The sequence below is a fragment of the Roseixanthobacter psychrophilus genome (genome assembly GCF_043195195.1).
Classification (GTDB): domain Bacteria; phylum Pseudomonadota; class Alphaproteobacteria; order Rhizobiales; family Xanthobacteraceae; genus NCEH01.
Genome location: NZ_JBAFWT010000018.1, coordinates 85458 through 101683, shown reverse-complemented (window position 1 = coordinate 101683; position 16226 = coordinate 85458). Strand labels below are relative to the sequence as shown.

The 16226-nt window shown below is 65.3% G+C and carries 12 protein-coding genes and 1 tRNA gene; 6 read left to right on the top strand and 7 right to left on the bottom strand.

Going from position 1 to position 16226, the window contains the following annotated elements; translation table 11 throughout:
- Nucleotides 1-3603: beta strand repeat-containing protein (locus tag V5F77_RS16555; RefSeq protein ID WP_429006461.1), on the bottom strand; the 3603-nt coding region annotated here is incomplete at its 3' end.
- Between the two features lie 1046 nt (nt 3604-4649).
- On the opposite strand from V5F77_RS16555, the gene V5F77_RS16550 reads away from it, so the two are divergent.
- Both V5F77_RS16550 and V5F77_RS16545 read left to right on the top strand, forming a co-directional pair.
- On the top strand, nt 4650-6218 hold the full coding sequence (locus V5F77_RS16550) for a winged helix-turn-helix domain-containing protein (protein ID WP_429006460.1): 1569 nt from the start codon (nt 4650-4652) through the stop codon (nt 6216-6218).
- Nucleotides 6219-6898: 680 nt separating this feature from the next.
- Nucleotides 6899-8509 carry a serine hydrolase gene (locus tag V5F77_RS16545; protein ID WP_429006459.1) on the top strand — a complete coding sequence of 537 codons (1611 nt, stop codon included), beginning with the start codon at nt 6899-6901 and terminating at the stop codon, nt 8507-8509.
- 162 nt (nt 8510-8671) lie between these two features.
- Here V5F77_RS16545 and V5F77_RS16540 read toward each other — a convergent pair whose 3' ends face one another.
- From V5F77_RS16540 to V5F77_RS16520, 5 genes are all read right to left on the bottom strand, one after another.
- Entirely contained in the window at nt 8672-9337 is a 666-nt protein-coding gene (locus tag V5F77_RS16540) for an Arm DNA-binding domain-containing protein (RefSeq protein ID WP_429006458.1), read from the bottom strand.
- Nucleotides 9338-9502: 165 nt separating this feature from the next.
- A tRNA-Leu gene (locus V5F77_RS16535) sits at nt 9503-9589 on the bottom strand.
- Nucleotides 9590-9730: 141 nt separating this feature from the next.
- Nucleotides 9731-10504, bottom strand: a complete 774-nt coding sequence (locus tag V5F77_RS16530; protein WP_429006457.1) for an enoyl-CoA hydratase — start codon at nt 10502-10504, stop codon at nt 9731-9733.
- Nucleotides 10505-10626: 122 nt separating this feature from the next.
- Nucleotides 10627-11508, bottom strand: coding sequence for a bifunctional DNA-formamidopyrimidine glycosylase/DNA-(apurinic or apyrimidinic site) lyase (gene mutM / locus V5F77_RS16525; protein WP_429006456.1), 882 nt, complete (start codon nt 11506-11508; stop codon nt 10627-10629).
- A gap of 131 nt (nt 11509-11639) precedes the next feature.
- Nucleotides 11640-12893 (bottom strand): DNA recombination protein RmuC, encoded by a 1254-nt coding sequence (locus V5F77_RS16520; protein WP_429006455.1) that lies wholly within the window; start codon nt 12891-12893, stop codon nt 11640-11642.
- 80 nt (nt 12894-12973) lie between these two features.
- Between V5F77_RS16520 and def the strand changes: the two genes are divergently transcribed.
- The 4 genes from def to V5F77_RS16500 all read left to right on the top strand — a co-directional run bounded on the left by def (nt 12974) and on the right by V5F77_RS16500 (nt 15782).
- A complete protein-coding gene (gene def, locus V5F77_RS16515) occupies nt 12974-13492 on the top strand; it encodes a peptide deformylase (RefSeq protein WP_429006454.1) in 519 nt (172 codons plus the stop codon).
- Nucleotides 13493-13640: 148 nt separating this feature from the next.
- The gene (fmt, locus tag V5F77_RS16510) at nt 13641-14564 is read left to right on the top strand and encodes a methionyl-tRNA formyltransferase (RefSeq protein WP_429006453.1); all 924 of its coding nucleotides are present in this window, start codon (nt 13641-13643) and stop codon (nt 14562-14564) included.
- Between the two features lie 4 nt (nt 14565-14568).
- On the top strand, nt 14569-15306 hold the full coding sequence (gene truA / locus V5F77_RS16505) for a tRNA pseudouridine(38-40) synthase TruA (RefSeq protein WP_429006452.1): 738 nt from the start codon (nt 14569-14571) through the stop codon (nt 15304-15306).
- A 146-nt stretch (nt 15307-15452) separates the two neighbouring features.
- Nucleotides 15453-15782, top strand: coding sequence for a hypothetical protein (locus V5F77_RS16500; protein ID WP_429006451.1), 330 nt, complete (start codon nt 15453-15455; stop codon nt 15780-15782).
- 87 nt (nt 15783-15869) lie between these two features.
- Here V5F77_RS16500 and trxA read toward each other — a convergent pair whose 3' ends face one another.
- Entirely contained in the window at nt 15870-16190 is a 321-nt protein-coding gene (trxA, locus tag V5F77_RS16495) for a thioredoxin (protein WP_429006450.1), read from the bottom strand.
- Nucleotides 16191-16226 lie beyond the last annotated feature (36 nt).

Here is a 16226-nt window from a genome sequence, read left to right as displayed (position 1 = left end):
ATTGGTATTGTTCGCGTTGTAGTCGAATATGATGTTGCCCTTCAGGGTGTCGGTGTTGCCCAGAATGGTGCCGCCGCTGTTGGTGATGCCGGCGTAGGTGCTGGTGCCGTTGAGGACGAGCGTGCCGGTGCCCAGAAGGCTGAGCATGGTGCCGCTGATCGCGCCCGTGAGGGTGAGAGTGGTGCCGCTGTCGAGCTGGAAACCGCCGCCCGGAACACCGCCAAGGGTGACGGCGCGTGCGGTGGTCATGCTCTGGGTCACCCAGAGGTGTCCGTTCTCGGAGAGCTCCAGCCGCGCACCCGCGGCACCCAGCTTGTCGTCGGATGCAATCTGCAGCGTGCCGGCGCGCACCGCCGTTCCGCCCGTGGCGGTGTTGGTCCCGGTGAGGTTCACGATCCCGCCGCCGGACTTGATGAAAGTGCCGTTGCCGCTGATGGTGCCGTTATACACCAGCGGATGAAGCGCGGCGGAGAGCCCGCCCGAGCCGACGATGTTGAGGTTCCGGGTCATCGTGAGATTGGGAGCGGCATCGGCCGTCGTGCCGACGATGCCGCCGTTCTGCAGCGTGATGGCCTGTCCGGCCGCTCCAAGATTGGCGTCGGTGGTGAAGAGCGCCTGTGCGTTGCTGCCGATGACGCGCAGACCGCCGGTGAAGGTGTTGTTCGCCGCCAGAATGACGGTGTTGCTGTTGATGTCCAACTGGCCGGAGCCGCTGATGACGCCGCTGACGGTCGCGATGCTGTTGTTCGGCGTGGTGCCGCCGGTCGAAGCGATGCCGCCGAAGCCGGTGACCGTGATCGCCTTGTTGAACGCGGTTGCTCCGGTTCCAAGCATCAGCGTGCCGCCGTTGAGACCGAGCGTCGACGACGCGCCGAAATTGTTGGCGGTGGTAACGACGAGGGTCCCCCCGCCCGTGACCGAGGTGGCGCCCGCAATCGTGCTGGTTGCGCTCAGAGCGAGCTTGCCTGTGCCGCTGACGGTCACCGAGCCGGCGCCGGTGATCGCACTGGCATAGGTGCCATCGAAATACTGATCGAAGATCAGCGCCGCATTATTCTGTATGTTCCCGGCGAGGCTCTTGCTGTTGCCCTGCAATGTCCCTGCCTGCACCTCGAATTCCGCGGCGCCCGCAACCTGTGACTTGAAGTTGCTTTCTCCCATCAGGGTCAGCTTGCCGGCGCCGGTTTTGACGACGTTACCAAGCCCCGGAGTTGTTCCGGTGCCCCCGATGTTGCCGGTGAACGTGCCGTCCGTGGCTTGAGCGAAGACCACCTTGCGGGAATTGGTATTGGAGGCGTCGCTGTCGAACCGGATGGCACGCCCGAGCGTGGCGGCATCGCCCTGAAGGGTGCCGCCATAGTTCGCGAAGCCCTGGTGCGCGTTCGAGCCGGTTACGACGAGCGTGCCCTGACCGGTCTGGTTGACCACACCGCCGGTGATCGCGCCGCTTAGGCCGAGGGTTGTTCCCGCCCCCAGTTCGAACCCGCCTCCGCCCGTCCCGACATTGATTGCCCGTCCGGTCGTGAAGGACTGGGCAGCCAGGAGGCGTCCGTTGTTGGAGAAGTCCAGCGTGCCACCGAGATCTCCGAGCCGTGCGTCGGAGTCGATCTTCAGTGCACCGCCCTGGATCAGGGTTCCGCCGGAATAGGTGTTGGTGCCGCTGAGTTCGACGACATTTGCACCGCTGACGATAAGCGCCCCGGTGCCACCGATGGCGCCCCTCCAGTCCACGGCGTGTTGCGCGCCGGTAATGCCGCCGGTTCCGGAGACGGTCAGGTTGCGATTTGTCACGAAATTCGCCGCAGCATTCGCCGCAGCGCCTACCAAGCCGCCGCTGGTCAGAGTGACCGCCCCACCGGCGGCTCCGAGATTGGCATCGGCGGTGAACAGCGCCGTGCCGCCGGTGACGTTCAGGCCGCCGGTGAAGGTGTTGTTGGCCGCCAGAGCGACGGTGCCGGTATTGATGTCCAGCGCCCCGGCGCCGCTGATGACGCCGCTCACGGTCGCAATGCCGCCGCTCGAGCCGAGGCTGCCCCGGTTCGTGAGCGAGATGGCGTTGTTGAGAGCTACCCCGCCGCCAATCAGCAGCGCGCCGTTGTCGAGAGCGACGGTGCTCGCCGCTGCGATCGTGTTGGCGGCGGTGACTTCGAGCGTTCCGTTGCCGGTCACCGACGTGAGGCCCGTATAGGTGTTGGCGCCGGTGAGGGAGAGCTTGCCCCCGGTGACCGTCAGCGCGCCGTTACCGGACATGATCCCCGCATAGGTCCCGGCAGCGGTCTGATCGAACACCACGCTGGCAGTGTTGACGATGCCCCCCTTGAGGCTGGTCGAATTGCCGCGCAGCACGCCGCCGCTCACCGTGGTGCCGCCGGTATAGCTGTTGGCGCCGGTGAGGGTGAGGGTGCCCGCGCCGGCCTTCACCAGCCCCCAGCTGCCGGCATTGGCGCCGGTGCCGCCGAGACCAGTCTGATCGGTGATGGCGTCGGAAATGGTCTGCGTTTCGCCCGCAGCGGAGGAGAGATTGAGCGTGCCGTTTCCGGCGAGGAACAGACCGGCGCCGGCGGCACCGCCATTCCCGCCAGCGGCACCGCTGATCCCGCCGGCTCCCGCCCTGCTGCTGCCGCCCGTTCCGCCCGCAACAGTATTGTCCGAAACTGTCAGCGTGCCGGTGACGGAGAGCGTGCCGCCATTCTGAACGAAGATGGCACCGCCCATTCCCGCGCCGCCGCCACCACCACCATTATACCATGTATAGCCGCTGGTAGGAGGCCTGCCCGCGCCGCCGTTACCCCCAAGAAATCCGCCGGTGCCAATGTTCGCATCCAGGGAGCCGCCGCCGCCGCCGCCGAACCCGCCATTGCCACCTTTTGCCCGACTTCCACTGCCCCCGCCGCCAGCGCCCCACTGGCCATTGCCGCCATTCCCGTCGCCGCCCCCGATGGGGCCGCCCTGCCCAACGCTGCCGCCTGTGGAGGCCTGCCCGTTGCCTGCATTGGGGCCGCTGCCGCCACCTCCACCGCCCTGGGAGGTGGTGTCTCTACCATCAATGACACCAACGCCGCCGTTGCCGCCGACGGCACTGTTGTTCTTCAGGATCACGTTGCTGAGGGTCACGTTTGCGGCCGCGCCGACAAACAGTCCGGCGCCCGTGCCAGCCCCGCCACCGCCGCCCCCGCCGCCGTTTCCGCCACTTGTTCCCTTGGTGGTCAGGTTGGACAGATCGAGATTCTGAATCGTCACCGTGCCGGACTGGACATAGAGGCCGTTGGCGTTCGTCCCCTCCTTGCCGAGGAGCTTGTGGCCGTTGCCGTTGATGGTGATGTTGGTGGTGATGGCGCCGGCCTTGCCCTTCGCGCTGAGCTCGATATCCGCCTTGAAGGTGATCGTGTCGCCGTTGGCCGCCTTTGCGACGGCGTCGGCAAGCTGGGCCTCGTTGGCGACATCGAAATTCGCCGCCCCCGCAGGCGTCGCGGCAACGCCGAGCCCCAGAGCCAGCAGCAGCGCGGGCAGCGTGCGGACAAGGCCGGAGGAGAGGCACGTCTGGCCGAGCCAAGCCTGCGTGCGCAGGCGGTGGCGATGGTCGGGAGCAACAGAAACGGACATCAGCATATTCCCATGAACCTGTGAAAGACGAGGCGCAGCCTTCCTCTGTCCGAAGCGGGCAGGGCGCGGGCCTGCGATCGCGGCGACGGCCTGCGCCCCGCGGTTGAATGAACGGAGAGGATGAGGGCCAGCGCCGCCGATCCGGCCTGGCGTCTCAGACTGATCTAGCGATCAGCGCCGGCTCGCGAGCGCGAGCGGTCGGCGACACCGGATGCGCCGCGTTCAGAGCAGGACATGCACGAGGCGTCTTCGCCCTGGCCCTTGCGTGATGCGGCCCGCTTGTGGCGGCCGCCACGGCCAAGCCCGGCCACATCCAAAGTTTATGATCATCCCCCACCTCATTCCCGCCAACAGTGGCCGCCTCAAGTTGAAAACCGACAATCCACATTCACAATCGCAAGCGGCAATGCACAGCCGACGTGCAATGGATTGACACAACTTGAGCCGCGCCGATCTCTCCGCATCCTCCAGAGCAGAGCCAGGCACAGGCCATGCCGGAATTCTCCGGTTGCTGAACGCTTATTCTGGCAAGCCGGTGCTAATTCCGTGAGGTCACCGATAGCAGGCGATTGTTTGCGGATTATTTGAAAACGGGCAATTGCTGTGTCCCGGATGGGAGCGCACGTGTGTAAAGGTATTATATGCCCATCGGGGCCATCCGGAGCCCGACACGTCCGGCCTCCCGCCCGAGAGCCGATTGGACAAGCAGGCTTCCTGCACGGCCAGATCGTTTGGTTGTTCCGATGCCTCATCGTAGCCTTTGGCTGGCACTGGGAATGACCGAGCAGACGACTGGAAGAGGCCACCGGACGCAGTTTATTTGCCGGCAATTTCCGGATGATCGCGGCTATGTGTCGGGCAATTGTTTGTCTGTTATTTGAAAGTGGCCATAATTACGTATGGTTACTTCGCGGTGTCACACGCGACCGTCGAGCGATGTGAGGAAGGCGCCCCGCACGTCTTCCTCCTGCTGGGGAGCGCCGCGTTGACCGGGCAGGTGGGGACGAGTTCAGATGGAACACGCAATGGCGCAACCAGAAGGCCTGGTGTTCGGCGATGTCATATTGGATCGCAGCTGCCTGTTTGCTCATCGCGACGGCAAGCAGGTACGGTTCACCCGGAGTGAGCGATCGCTCCTTCTGGCCTTGTCCCGGAACCCGCATCGCCTGATGCGGCGCAGCCAATTGCTCGACGTGGTCGCGTCTGCGGACTCCGATACCTCGGATCGCAACGTCGATTTTCTCATCAACCGGTTGCGGTCAAAGCTGGGCGACAGTGCGAGAGCCCCCAAATATATCGCCACGCAGTATGGCGAAGGCTATGTCTGGATCGCCACCCAATTGCCGCCAGCGACCCCGAAGCTTGGTCTCGCATCGGCGCTCAAGCTTCTGGCAATTGTCGCTGTCGTTCCGCGACGCGATCAGGGGCTGGCCAAGCACGCGGACGTCATCGCCGGACAGATGCGCGACGCGATCGCAGGCAAGGTTGGAGCGGGCCAGACGGTGATCGTCGCGGGGAGTGAAGAGGGCGCAGGAACGCGATACGTCCTGCAGGTCAGCCTTCAGGACAGCGGCGCGCGCCTGGATTGCACGGCCACCCTTCGGGAGATGTCGTCACGGCGCATCATCCGGGCTTCTCGTCTTGAATGCGCCGGCGCGGCCTTGCTCCCGCCGGAGATCGAACGCGCTTCGAAAGGCGTCATCGAGGCGTTGCAGGGAAGTCTGGCGGAGGCCTCGGAAGGGTTGGGTACGCCCACCGACCAGCCGCTCGAAATCCGCTTTCGCAAGGCAACGACACTGTTGTCGGCCTCCAATCCGAAATGGCTGGAGAAGGGCCTGCAACTGCGCGACGCGCGGGAGCAGAACCCGGCCAGTGCCGACATCGCCCTGCAGTGGGGCTTGCATCTGTTCGCGCGCCTCGTCCTCACCAATCCCTTCACCGGCATCAGCCGTGGCGAGCGCGACGAGCTGGAGAGCGAGATCGAGGCGACAGCCCTGGAGTGCCTGCCGCTCATCGAGAGCAATCCCCTGCTGATGCTGGCCGCCGCCAAGCTTCTCTATTTCGTGGATCGCGGCCATCTGGAACTGGCCGAGGATCTCGCCGATCGCGCTTTTGCCCGCACGGCGGACTTTGCCGCCGCCTTGCCGCTGCTCGGGCAACTCCGGCAGGCGCGCGGCGAGTATGCCGCTGCAGTGGCATTCTTCGATCGCGGCATCGAGATGGCCGATCCCGAATCCGAGTTCGAGCTGCACATGCGTGTGCTGAAGTGCATCGCATTGCTGGCAGCCGGCGACCGCGAGGCGCTCAAGGCGGCGGCGTTCGCCTATGACAGCCCGCATTCGCCGCCGGATCTCAGTGTGATGGTCGCCGCGCTGGTCACGCCAGCCAGCCAACACCTGCCGAAGGCCGTCACCGATGTGCTGATCGCGGCCGGTCGCGAAGGGGCCCGCAACGCGATCGAATACACCTACATGACTTCGGTGCGCCATCTCACCTCGCTGCAGGCGCGCGCCAACATCATGCGCGGGCTCGTCGGCCGTATGACCGGGCTGCACGGTGCGGATGTCATTCCACCGTTTGTCCTGATGGCAACGGGCCTGATCGCGGCGACCTGAGGCCGCCGTCGCCGCGACATTTTTCCGTGCGCGTTTCGGGGGAAGGGCGCAATTGTGCGGCTTTCAAATATTGCGCAAACAATTGCCCGCTAGTGGTGACTTGACCGTCCGGCTCGCCCCGGCGTGACAAGGAGCGCTCGGCCCGTGGCCGCGTGGTCCGTCGACCTTTTTCAGAATCGGGGGACCTCGATGCCTGAGCCTCCCGGCTCCGCAATTCCCATCTTCCGCGCGAGCTTTTGGCCGGCCGGCGGGGACAGGGAGCGGCGATCGCTACGCGATGCCGGTGAACCGCGGCTGGCCTGCTTTATCTTCCCGGCACCTCTCGTCAAAGCGCACCGCCCGAGCCCCTCACCCCCCGCAAGCGGGCGACCTCTCCCCGGCGGGGAGAGGGGGGACCGGCGGGGGCGGGAAATGGAACCTGAGAGAGGGACCGCCCTCACGGCGGCGAGAGCGCTCCCCCTCTCCCCACCGGGGAGAGGGCCGGGGTGAGGGGGCACCCGCCCCACACCGCCCGCCTCTCGTCACAGCGCGGCGCCAGACCTGCATGCGCCGGATAAAAGCCCGCCGCAATCTTGACCGGTGGTGACCGTACCTCGATTGTTTTCTGGCCTGACCGCCCGCCCCACCCCCTGACGTGACCGCCACGTGTGCAGGCGATCACATTCCCGGAGACCGATGTCATGGCCATGTTCACCTCGTTCGTCGGCCGGGGGGCCCTGAGGCTCGCCGCCGCCCTTTTGTTGAGCGCCGCGGTGCTGCCGCTGCAGGCGCAGACCGTTCCCCTGACGCTTGGGGCGTTCCCGCCGGAAGACGTCATCCCGCTCGCCCCGGGCGGGACGGAGCGGGCGCTGGAGGATCTGCCGGCGGCGATTGAAAGCGTCCTGAAGCGTAGCGGCGTCCCGGGGGCGGCCGTTGCCGTGGTGCACGGCGGCAAGACGGTGTTCGCGCGCGGCTTCGGCGTTCGTGAACTTGGCAAGCCGGCCTTGATCGACACGGACACCGTCTTCCAACTGGCCTCCCTGTCCAAGCCGATCGCCGCCACCGTCGTCGCCACGCAGGTGACGGCAGGTGTGGTGAAATGGGACGACAAGGTGGCACAGCTCATGCCAGGCTTCGCGCTCAAGGACGCCTATGTCAGCGCCAATGTAACGGTGGGTGACGTCTTTGCGCATCGCTCCGGCCTGCCGTACGCTGCCGGTGACACGCTCGAGGACATCGGCTTCGACCGCACCGCGATCCTGGAGCGGTTGCGCCTGCTGCCGCTGGCACCGTTCCGTATCTCCTATGCCTATTCCAACTTCGGTCTCACCACCGGCGCCGAGGCGGTGGCGCGGGCCTCGGGCCAGTCGTGGGAGGACTTATCCCAGAAGGCGCTCTACGGACCGCTGGGCATGACGTCCACGAGCTCGCGGTATCAGGACCTGCTCCAGCGCGAGAACCGGGCGGTGCTGCACGCACTGGAAGCCGGACGTTTCGTGCCACTCTACCAGCGAGATCCCGACGCGCAGTCGCCGGCCGGCGGCGTGTCTTCCAACGTGACCGACATGGCCGAATGGATGAAGCTGGTGCTCGCCAACGGCCGCTACAATGGGCGGGACCTGATCGCGCCCGCAGCCCTGCTGCCGGCCTTGCGGGCGCAGGCCTTTAGTGCGCCTGCCCCCACCATCGGCGCGCGATCCAGCTTCTACGGTTTCGGCTTCAACGTTTCGGTGGACGCCAACGGGCGGCCGAACATGTCCCATTCCGGCGCCTTCGGGACTGGTGCGGGTACGCATGTCCGCTTCCTGCCGTCCGCCGACATCGCCATCGTGGTGTTGACCAACGGCGGCCCCGTGGGGGCGGCGGAGGCGATCGCCAGCCACTTCATGGACATCGTCCAGTATGGCGCGCCCACCCGCGACTGGTATGCGCTCTTCCATCCGCGGCTGTTGGCCTATTATGACCCGGCCGGGGATCTCGCGGGCAAGACGGCGCCGGCCAATCCGGCCAAGGCCCACCCGGCGGCCGATTATGTGGGCACTTATGACAATGCCTATTTCGGCCCGGCGCGGATTACGCAGGGCGCGAGCGGCCTGGTGCTGGCGCTCGGCCCCGGCAAGCTGTCCATGCCGCTGACCCATTGGGACGGAGACACGTTTGCGGTCGCCCCGCGCAGCGAGAATGCGCCGTATGGCTCGCTGTCGTCCGTGCGCTTCGTGGTGAAGGCCGGCAAGGCCGTCGCGCTCAGGATTGACTATCTCGACACCGAGGGCCTCGCCACATGGACGCGTGAGCGCGCCATGAACCGATGACGGGATAACCACGCACTGTTTCAGTGCTTCTATCCCGCCTACCTTACGAGCAACCACAGAAACTGCCGGGCCGACGCTCTGAGCTTGGTGATGGCTGCAGACGCCGTGTCGCCTGCACATCTAGTGGTGCCGCTTGGTGCCGAAGGCGGCCGAACATTTCGCTTACAGGCTCTCGCGGCTGCAAATGGCGTCGCTCATTCGCGCGCTCACGATGCAATGTCGGATGCGCTGGCGACTCTGGAGCTCAGTCGACTCGTTTTCCAACGTTCCCCCGAGTTGTGGCAGCGCTTCGTGCGGTTCGCCAACAAGGCAACCGTTGCGGACTTTGTCGACGCAGAGGATGGGTTCGTGCTCACCGAGTTCTTCGGTGGTCAAGCTTATCACACGGCGGTTGTCTGTGTTGGCCGCGATCCAGATCAAGCCAATGGGCGGCTTTGCTTGAACTTGGGCGAGGATATCGAGCGACTCGCTGCGATGAGCGGCTTCGCGCGACTCCAGCCTTGCCAGATATTCCGCTGCTATCGCGCCGAACGTATTCTCCGCCGCTACGGATGCCGCGACCTTATCGAGCTTGCGAACGGTTGAGGGATCCTCTCCGTTATGCAGCTTTTTTTTTGCTTCATCGCGCTTGAGGCGCGCATCGGCCAGCGATGTGGTGGGACAGGGGCCGAAGGAAAGCTGCTTCGGCTTGCCGGAGAACCTGTAGACCAGGCGCCAGATGCGGCTGCCGTTCGGGCTGACGAGCACATGCAAGCCGCCGCCGTCGAATAATTTGTAAGACTTGTCCTTCGGCTTGGCGTTGCGAAGCGCGAGGTCGGTGAGCGACATGTGTAGGCATCTCTTTTGTAGGCACGAGGCAGATGCCTACGAACATGCCTACAAATCGATGAGATGCAACGGCACGGAGAGATACGTCATGACCCCTTGAAAGGGGCTCAAGCCGTTGAATTTAAATGAATTTGAAGCTTTGTCAGACGCTCTGAGAAGAGCGAATGGTGCCCAGGAGAGGACTCGAACCTCCACGACCGTTAAGCCACTGGCACCTGAAGCCAGCGCGTCTACCAATTCCGCCACCTGGGCTCGAAGGCCTTGGCCGTCGAGAGGAGGCGAGACATAAGGGGGGAGGTCCCGCCTTGTCAACGCCTGCCAAGCCACCTTTCCAAGAAAGATTGCCGGATCACGGTCCGCCCGGTGGATAACTTCCGCCGGGCGGAAACCTCCTCAGCTGTTGGTGAAGTTGGGCGGGCGCTTCTCGGAGAAAGCGGCCATGCCTTCCTTCTGGTCGGCCAGGGCGAACTGGGCGTGAAACACCCGCCGTTCGAAGCGCATGCCCTCGGAAAGCGTGGTCTCATACGAGCGGTTGACGCTCTCCTTGGTCATCATGGCCACCGGCAGCGACATGGCGGCGATGGTGGCTGCGACCTTCAGCGCCTCGTCCACCAGATCGGCTGCCGGCACGACGCGCGAGACCAGCCCCGCCCGCTCCGCTTCGGCGGCATCCATCATCCGGCCGGTAAGGCACATTTCCATGGCCTTGGACTTGCCCACGAAGCGGGTCAGGCGCTGGGTGCCGCCGGCGCCGGGCATGACGCCGAGCTTGATTTCAGGCTGGCCGAACTTGGCGGTGTCCGCCGCCAGGATGAAATCGCAGCTCATGGCGAGCTCGCATCCCCCGCCCAGCGCAAAGCCCGCCACCGCCGCGATCACCGGCTTGCGGGCGCGCGAGAGGCGCTCCCAGGAGGTGATGAAATCGTCGAGATAGGTCGTGGGATAGGTGAAGTCCTTCATCTCCTTGATGTCGGCGCCGGCGGCGAAGGCCCGCTCCGAGCCCGTCAGGACGATGCAGCCGATCTCACGATCGGCCTCGAACAGGTCCACCGCCGTATTCAGCTCGCGAATGATCTGGGCATTGAGCGCGTTCAGCGCCTGCGGCCGGTTCAGACGGATCAGGCCGACGCGGCCGTGGATCTCCACCAGGATGGTCTCATACGCCATTTTCATCCTCCCTCGCGCGGGGCTTGAAGCGCACGCGGCGCCACTGCTTAACATCCCCGCGCAGGAGCCCCAATGCCCGGATCGACCCCGAGGCGTGGCGCATTTGGCCAGCACCAGCGCCGTCAGCGCTGGCAGGACGCGCAGAAGAAGGTGGATCGCGCACCTTGCACCATGCGCTGGACAGTGCCCTTGCAATGGCGCGTGGGGCATGGCTGCCCTTCGCGGTCATAGACACGGAAGGCGTGCTGGAAATACCCAAGCTCGCCATTGACCCGGCGATGATCGCGCAGGCTCGATCCGCCGGCCTGGATCGCCTCGCGCAGCACATCGCGGATCGCCGTCACCAGCCGCGCTCCCCTTGCTGTGGGGCCGCCCGCCTTGGTCGCCAATGAGGCGGCGAGGCGGCGCGGCGAGAGATTGGCCCGGTGCAGAGCCTCGCAGACATAGATATTCCCCAGCCCGGCAACGACCTTCTGGTCGAGCAGCGTCGCCTTCAGGCTGGAGCGCCGGCCGGCGCATACCCGCGCCAAATGCTCGGCATGGAACAAATTTCCTAGCGGCTCGGGCCCGAGGCTGCGCAGCAGCGGGTGACTCTCCAGGCGGTCGTAAGGCACCAGGAGCATTGCACCGAACCGGCGGGGATCATTGAAGGTGACCGTCGCGCCGGTGGAGAGATGCAGCACCACATGGTCGTGCGGCCCATCCTGCCCACGCGGATAATGGAAGCCGCCGGGACGAGACACATTAGGGCCGCCCTCGATGCGGATCGAGCCGGACATGCCGAGATGAACCACCAGGACTTCGCCGCCATCGAGATCGGCAAGGAGATATTTCGCACGCCGGCCGACCGCCTCCACGCGGCGACCGGCAAGGCGCTCGGCGAAGCTCTCGGGCAGAGGCCAACGCAGATCCGGCCGGCGCGCTTCCGCCGATTCGATCACGGCCCCCTGCAACACCGGCATCAGACCGCGGCGGACGGTTTCCACCTCGGGCAATTCAGGCATTTTTTCCTTTTCACTCCGCAGTGCCGGTTCTTCCGACCATCCGCCTCGATTCGTGACGCCGAGGTAAAGCTACCGCCGCGGCACGACGACGCAAGGTGCAATATCGTCCGCACACAGCTGCGGGACGTACCTCACTCGGCGACGCCGTGCAGGTTAAGACGCAGGGACGCGGGGATCGGCGGGGAAGACGCCCGGGCGGATCGGGCGGACGCAGTGGACACGCTGTCCCCGCCTTTTTCGGCGTCGCTTGGCGGCAGGGCGGGCGCGTCGAACTCCAGCTGTTCCAACCGCGCGCCGCGCTTGGCGATCTTGTCGGCGGAGATCAGGACCTTGGACACGTCCTCCCCCACCAGGCCAAAGTGTTTGGAAAGTTCACCCACTCGCTCGCGCAGGCGTCCCACGTCCGACACCAGGGCACCCACTTCGGCGCGGATGTGGTCCGCCTGCTCGCGCATGCGGGCATCCTTCGAGATCGCCTGCACCAGTTGGATCGCCAGCATCAGCAAGGAGGGCGACACCAGCACGACGCGCACGCGAAAGGCGCGCTGGATGATATCGTCGAAATTCTCGTTGATCTCGGCATAGACGGATTCAGACGGCACGAAGATCAAGGCGATGTCCTGCGTCTCCCCGGGCAGGAGATAGCGCTCCGCGACATCGTTGACATGCTTCATCATGTCCTGGGTCAGCCGCGCCGCCGCGAGCTTCTTGCTCTCCGCAGTTGGCGCCTCGCGGAAGGCGGTGACAGCCTCTAGGGGAAATTTGGAATCCACCAGCAGCGGGCGCGCGTCCCCTGGCAGGAAGATCGCACAGTCCGGCCGTTTGCCGTTTGAGAGGGTGTGCTGGAAGGCAAAGCTGTTCCGCGGCAGGCCGTCGGCAACGATGGCCTCCATCCGCGCTTGCCCGAAGGCGCCACGCGCCTGTTTGTTCGAGAGGGTCTCGCGCAACGAAATCACCTGGGAAGACAGGTCGCTCAAGCTCTTTTCGGCCTTTTCAACCATCACCAGCCGTTCCGCGAGCTTGGTCAGGCTCTCATGGGTCGCGCGCGCGGAGGTGTTGAAGCTTTCGCCGAGGCGATGGGAGGTCGAATCGAGTCGCTCTGAGACCGCGCGCGCCAATTCGCTCTGCCTCTGGGCGAGCACCTCGGCCATGGTCTGCACCCGGCCAGAAGTTTCGGCCTGAATGCGGACGAGATCGCGCAGCCGCGCTTCCATCTCGGTCGCGTGGGCGGCGGCGTCTTCCGCCTCGTCGGCGCGCTGCCGGGCGGTGCGGTGGGAGGCGAGGAGCATCAGGACCAGGACGGCAAACACGCCGGCTCCCGCAGCCGCCAGCGCCTCGCCAACGGTCACCGCCTGCGACCCGAGAAGAAGCAAAACCTCGCTCATAAGTTTCCATACCCCGATTCTTGCGACGAACAAAGCGCGAACATGTTGACGATTTGCGGGCCTTCGCCTATCTGCGTTTTATGTCCATACGTCCGATCCTCATCATCCCCGAACCCAAGCTGCGGCTCATCTCGCAACCGATCGCCAAGATCGACCATGAGGTGAAGAAGCTGGTCGCGGACATGTTCGAAACCATGTACGACGCCCCGGGCATCGGGCTCGCGGCCGTACAGGTGGGCGTGATGCGGCGCGTCGTCACGATCGATGCGACACGCGAGGGGGAGGAGAAGAAGCCACTCGCCCTGATCAACCCGGAAATCATCGCCGCTTCGGACGAACTTTCGGTCTACAGCGAGGGCTGCCTGTCGATCCCAGAATATTACGAGGAGGTCGAGCGTCCAGCGCGGGTGACGGTGCGCTTTCAGACCCTCGAAGGCGCGACCGTCGAGACCGAGGCCGATGGCCTTTTCGCCACCTGCATCCAGCATGAGATCGACCATCTCAACGGCGTCCTGTTCATCGACCATCTGTCCAAGCTCAAGCGCGATCGGGTGACCAAGAAGTTCACCAAGGCCGCGCGTCGCGAGGCGGAGGGCTGATCGACCACGGGACAAAACAGCCTTGCGCGTTGCCGCACCCGGCCTGCTTGCCCTAAAAGGCACGTCTCCGCACGGCCCGCCGGCGCGGATCCCAAGCCGAGCCTGCCGCATGGTCCGCGTGCGAGGCGGCGGCCGAGAGACTTGACCGATGCGCATCGTATTCATGGGCACGCCGGACTTTGCGGTGCCGACCCTCACCGAGATCGTCGCGCGCGGCCATGAGGTGGTTGCGGTCTACAGCCGCGCCCCGGCGCCCGCCGGCCGGCGGGGCCTCGACCTCACGCCCTCCCCGGTCCATGCGTTGGCGGAAAAGTTCGGTCTGCCGGTGTTCACCCCAAAGACGCTGCGCACCGAAGAGGCGGCGCAGCAGATGCGCGAGCTTCGGGCCGACGTGGCAGTGGTGGTCGCCTATGGCCTGATCTTGCCGCAGCCCATCCTGGACGCTCCAGACCTCGGCTGCCTGAACCTGCACGCCTCCCTGCTGCCCCGCTGGCGCGGCGCCGCGCCGATCCAGCGCGCCGTCATGGCGGGCGATGCGGAAACCGGCATTGCCGTGATGAAGATGGAGGCCGGCCTCGATACCGGGCCGGTCGGCCTGCTGGAACGAGTCACCATTGCCCCCGACATGACCAGCGGCGAACTACACGACAAGCTGATGGTCCTGGGCGCCGATCTGATGGGCCGGGCGCTGGCGGCCCTGGAACGAGGCGGCCTGCACTTCACGCCCCAGAGCGATGACGGGATCAAATATGCCGCCAAGATCGCCAAGGGCGAGGCGCGCATCAACTGGAGCCACCCGGCGCGCGAGGTCCACAATCAGATTCGCGGCCTCTCCCCCTTCCCAGGTGCCTGGTTCCCGCTCGGCGAGGATGAGGCACGGGTGAAGGTGCTGCGGTCGACCCGTGCGGACGGGTCCGGCGCACCGGGAGAGGTTCTCGACGACCGGCTGACCATCGCCTGCGGCGAAGGGGCAGTGCGACTGACCAGCCTGCAGAAGGCCGGCAAGCAACCCATGCCGGCGGAGGTGTTCCTGCGCGGCAATGCCCTTGCGGCAGGCCACCGGCTCGCGTGAGCCCATGCCGCGCTACAAGCTCATCATCGAATATGACGGAACGGCCTTCGCCGGCTGGCAGATCCAGGCGGATTTGCCGACTGTTCAGGGTGTGCTGTCAGAGGCTGTGGAGCGGCTGACCGGGACCAAAACCCAGGTGGCTGGCGCGGGCCGCACCGATTCCGGCGTTCACGCCACCGGACAGGTGGCTCATGTCGACCTCGCCAAGGACTGGCGCCCCGATGTGGTGCGCGATGCGTTGACCGCACATCTGCGGCCCCATCCGGTCGCCGTCCTCTCCGCCGAGCGGGTGGCGGACGATTTCGACGCGCGCTTTTCGGCGACCAAGCGGCACTATCTCTATCGCATCGTGAACCGCCGTCCCGATCTTGCCTTGGAGCGCGATCGGGCGTGGCGCATTCCCCAGAAGCTGGACGCGCAGGCCATGCACGCCGCCGCCCAACGCCTGCTGGGAAAGCACGATTTCACCACCTTCCGCGCCGCCGAATGCCAAGCAGCCTCACCGCTGAAGACCTTAGACCAGCTCGACGTGGCGCGGATCGGCGAAGAGATCCGTGTCACGACGTCCGCGCGCTCTTTCCTGCACCATCAGGTGCGCTCGATGGTGGGCTCGCTGCTGCGGGTGGGCGAAGGGCGATGGAGCGCAGACGACCTCGCGGATGCGCTCGCGGCCGCCGATCGCACCCGTTGCGGGCCGATGGCGCCGGCCTGCGGGCTCTATCTCGCCGCTGTCAGCTATTGAAGATGCGGTCAAGCCACCGCTCTACGCGCGCCGCACCGTGCAGATCTGCAACCAAAACTGAGGGTTAGCGGAACCAGAAGGGCTGTGCGGCATTTAACCCTTCTAAGAGGCGGACATGCTTTCCGCCGTGCGTGCGTGAGACCAAAATGAATTTCAGCCTGCCCCTCTTCGAACGGTCCCTTTTGCGTCACATCAGCCTGCCCACGCGCGGTGCCGTTCGTGACACAGACTTTGTTGTCGCACGCATGGCGAACGCAGCGCCTTCAAACTGGCTGTTCTTCGACGGGCATGAAACGGTGGGTACGTCCGACGCCTCGCCCGTGATCGTTCCCGGCGCAGCTTTTTTCGTCGACGAAGCCTGGCCATTTCGCGACATCGCAGCCGCAGAGGCGCAAGCTAACCGGCTTAACGCGTTTGCCCCCGGCTGCGAGGCTCTATGGCGTGCGGTTTCCGTGCGCCTGCTTAGCGAGCATTGAAGCCACAGGAACCGATCCAGCGTTCAGGCAACAAAAAAGGCGGGCAATGCCCGCCTTTTTCATGGGACTTCTTAAACCAGACGACGCTCAGATGGCGCCGTTGATCCACTGCACCAGCTTCGCCTTGGGAGCCGCGCCGACCTGACGGGACGCGATCTTGCCGTCCTTGAACAGGAGCAGGGTGGGAATGGACATGATGCCATACTTGGACGCCGTCTCCGGATTTTCGTCCACGTTCAGCTTTACAATCTTCAGCTTGTCTCCGAGCTCGCCGGAAACTTCATCAAGGATCGGGCCCACCATGCGGCAGGGACCGCACCATTCGGCCCAGAAATCCACCACGACCGGCGCGCCAGACTTGAGCACGTCCTGTTCGAAACTCTGATCCGATACTTTTTCGACTGCCATGGCACACCTCGAAGGGGGCGAAGGGGGAATCCCGAT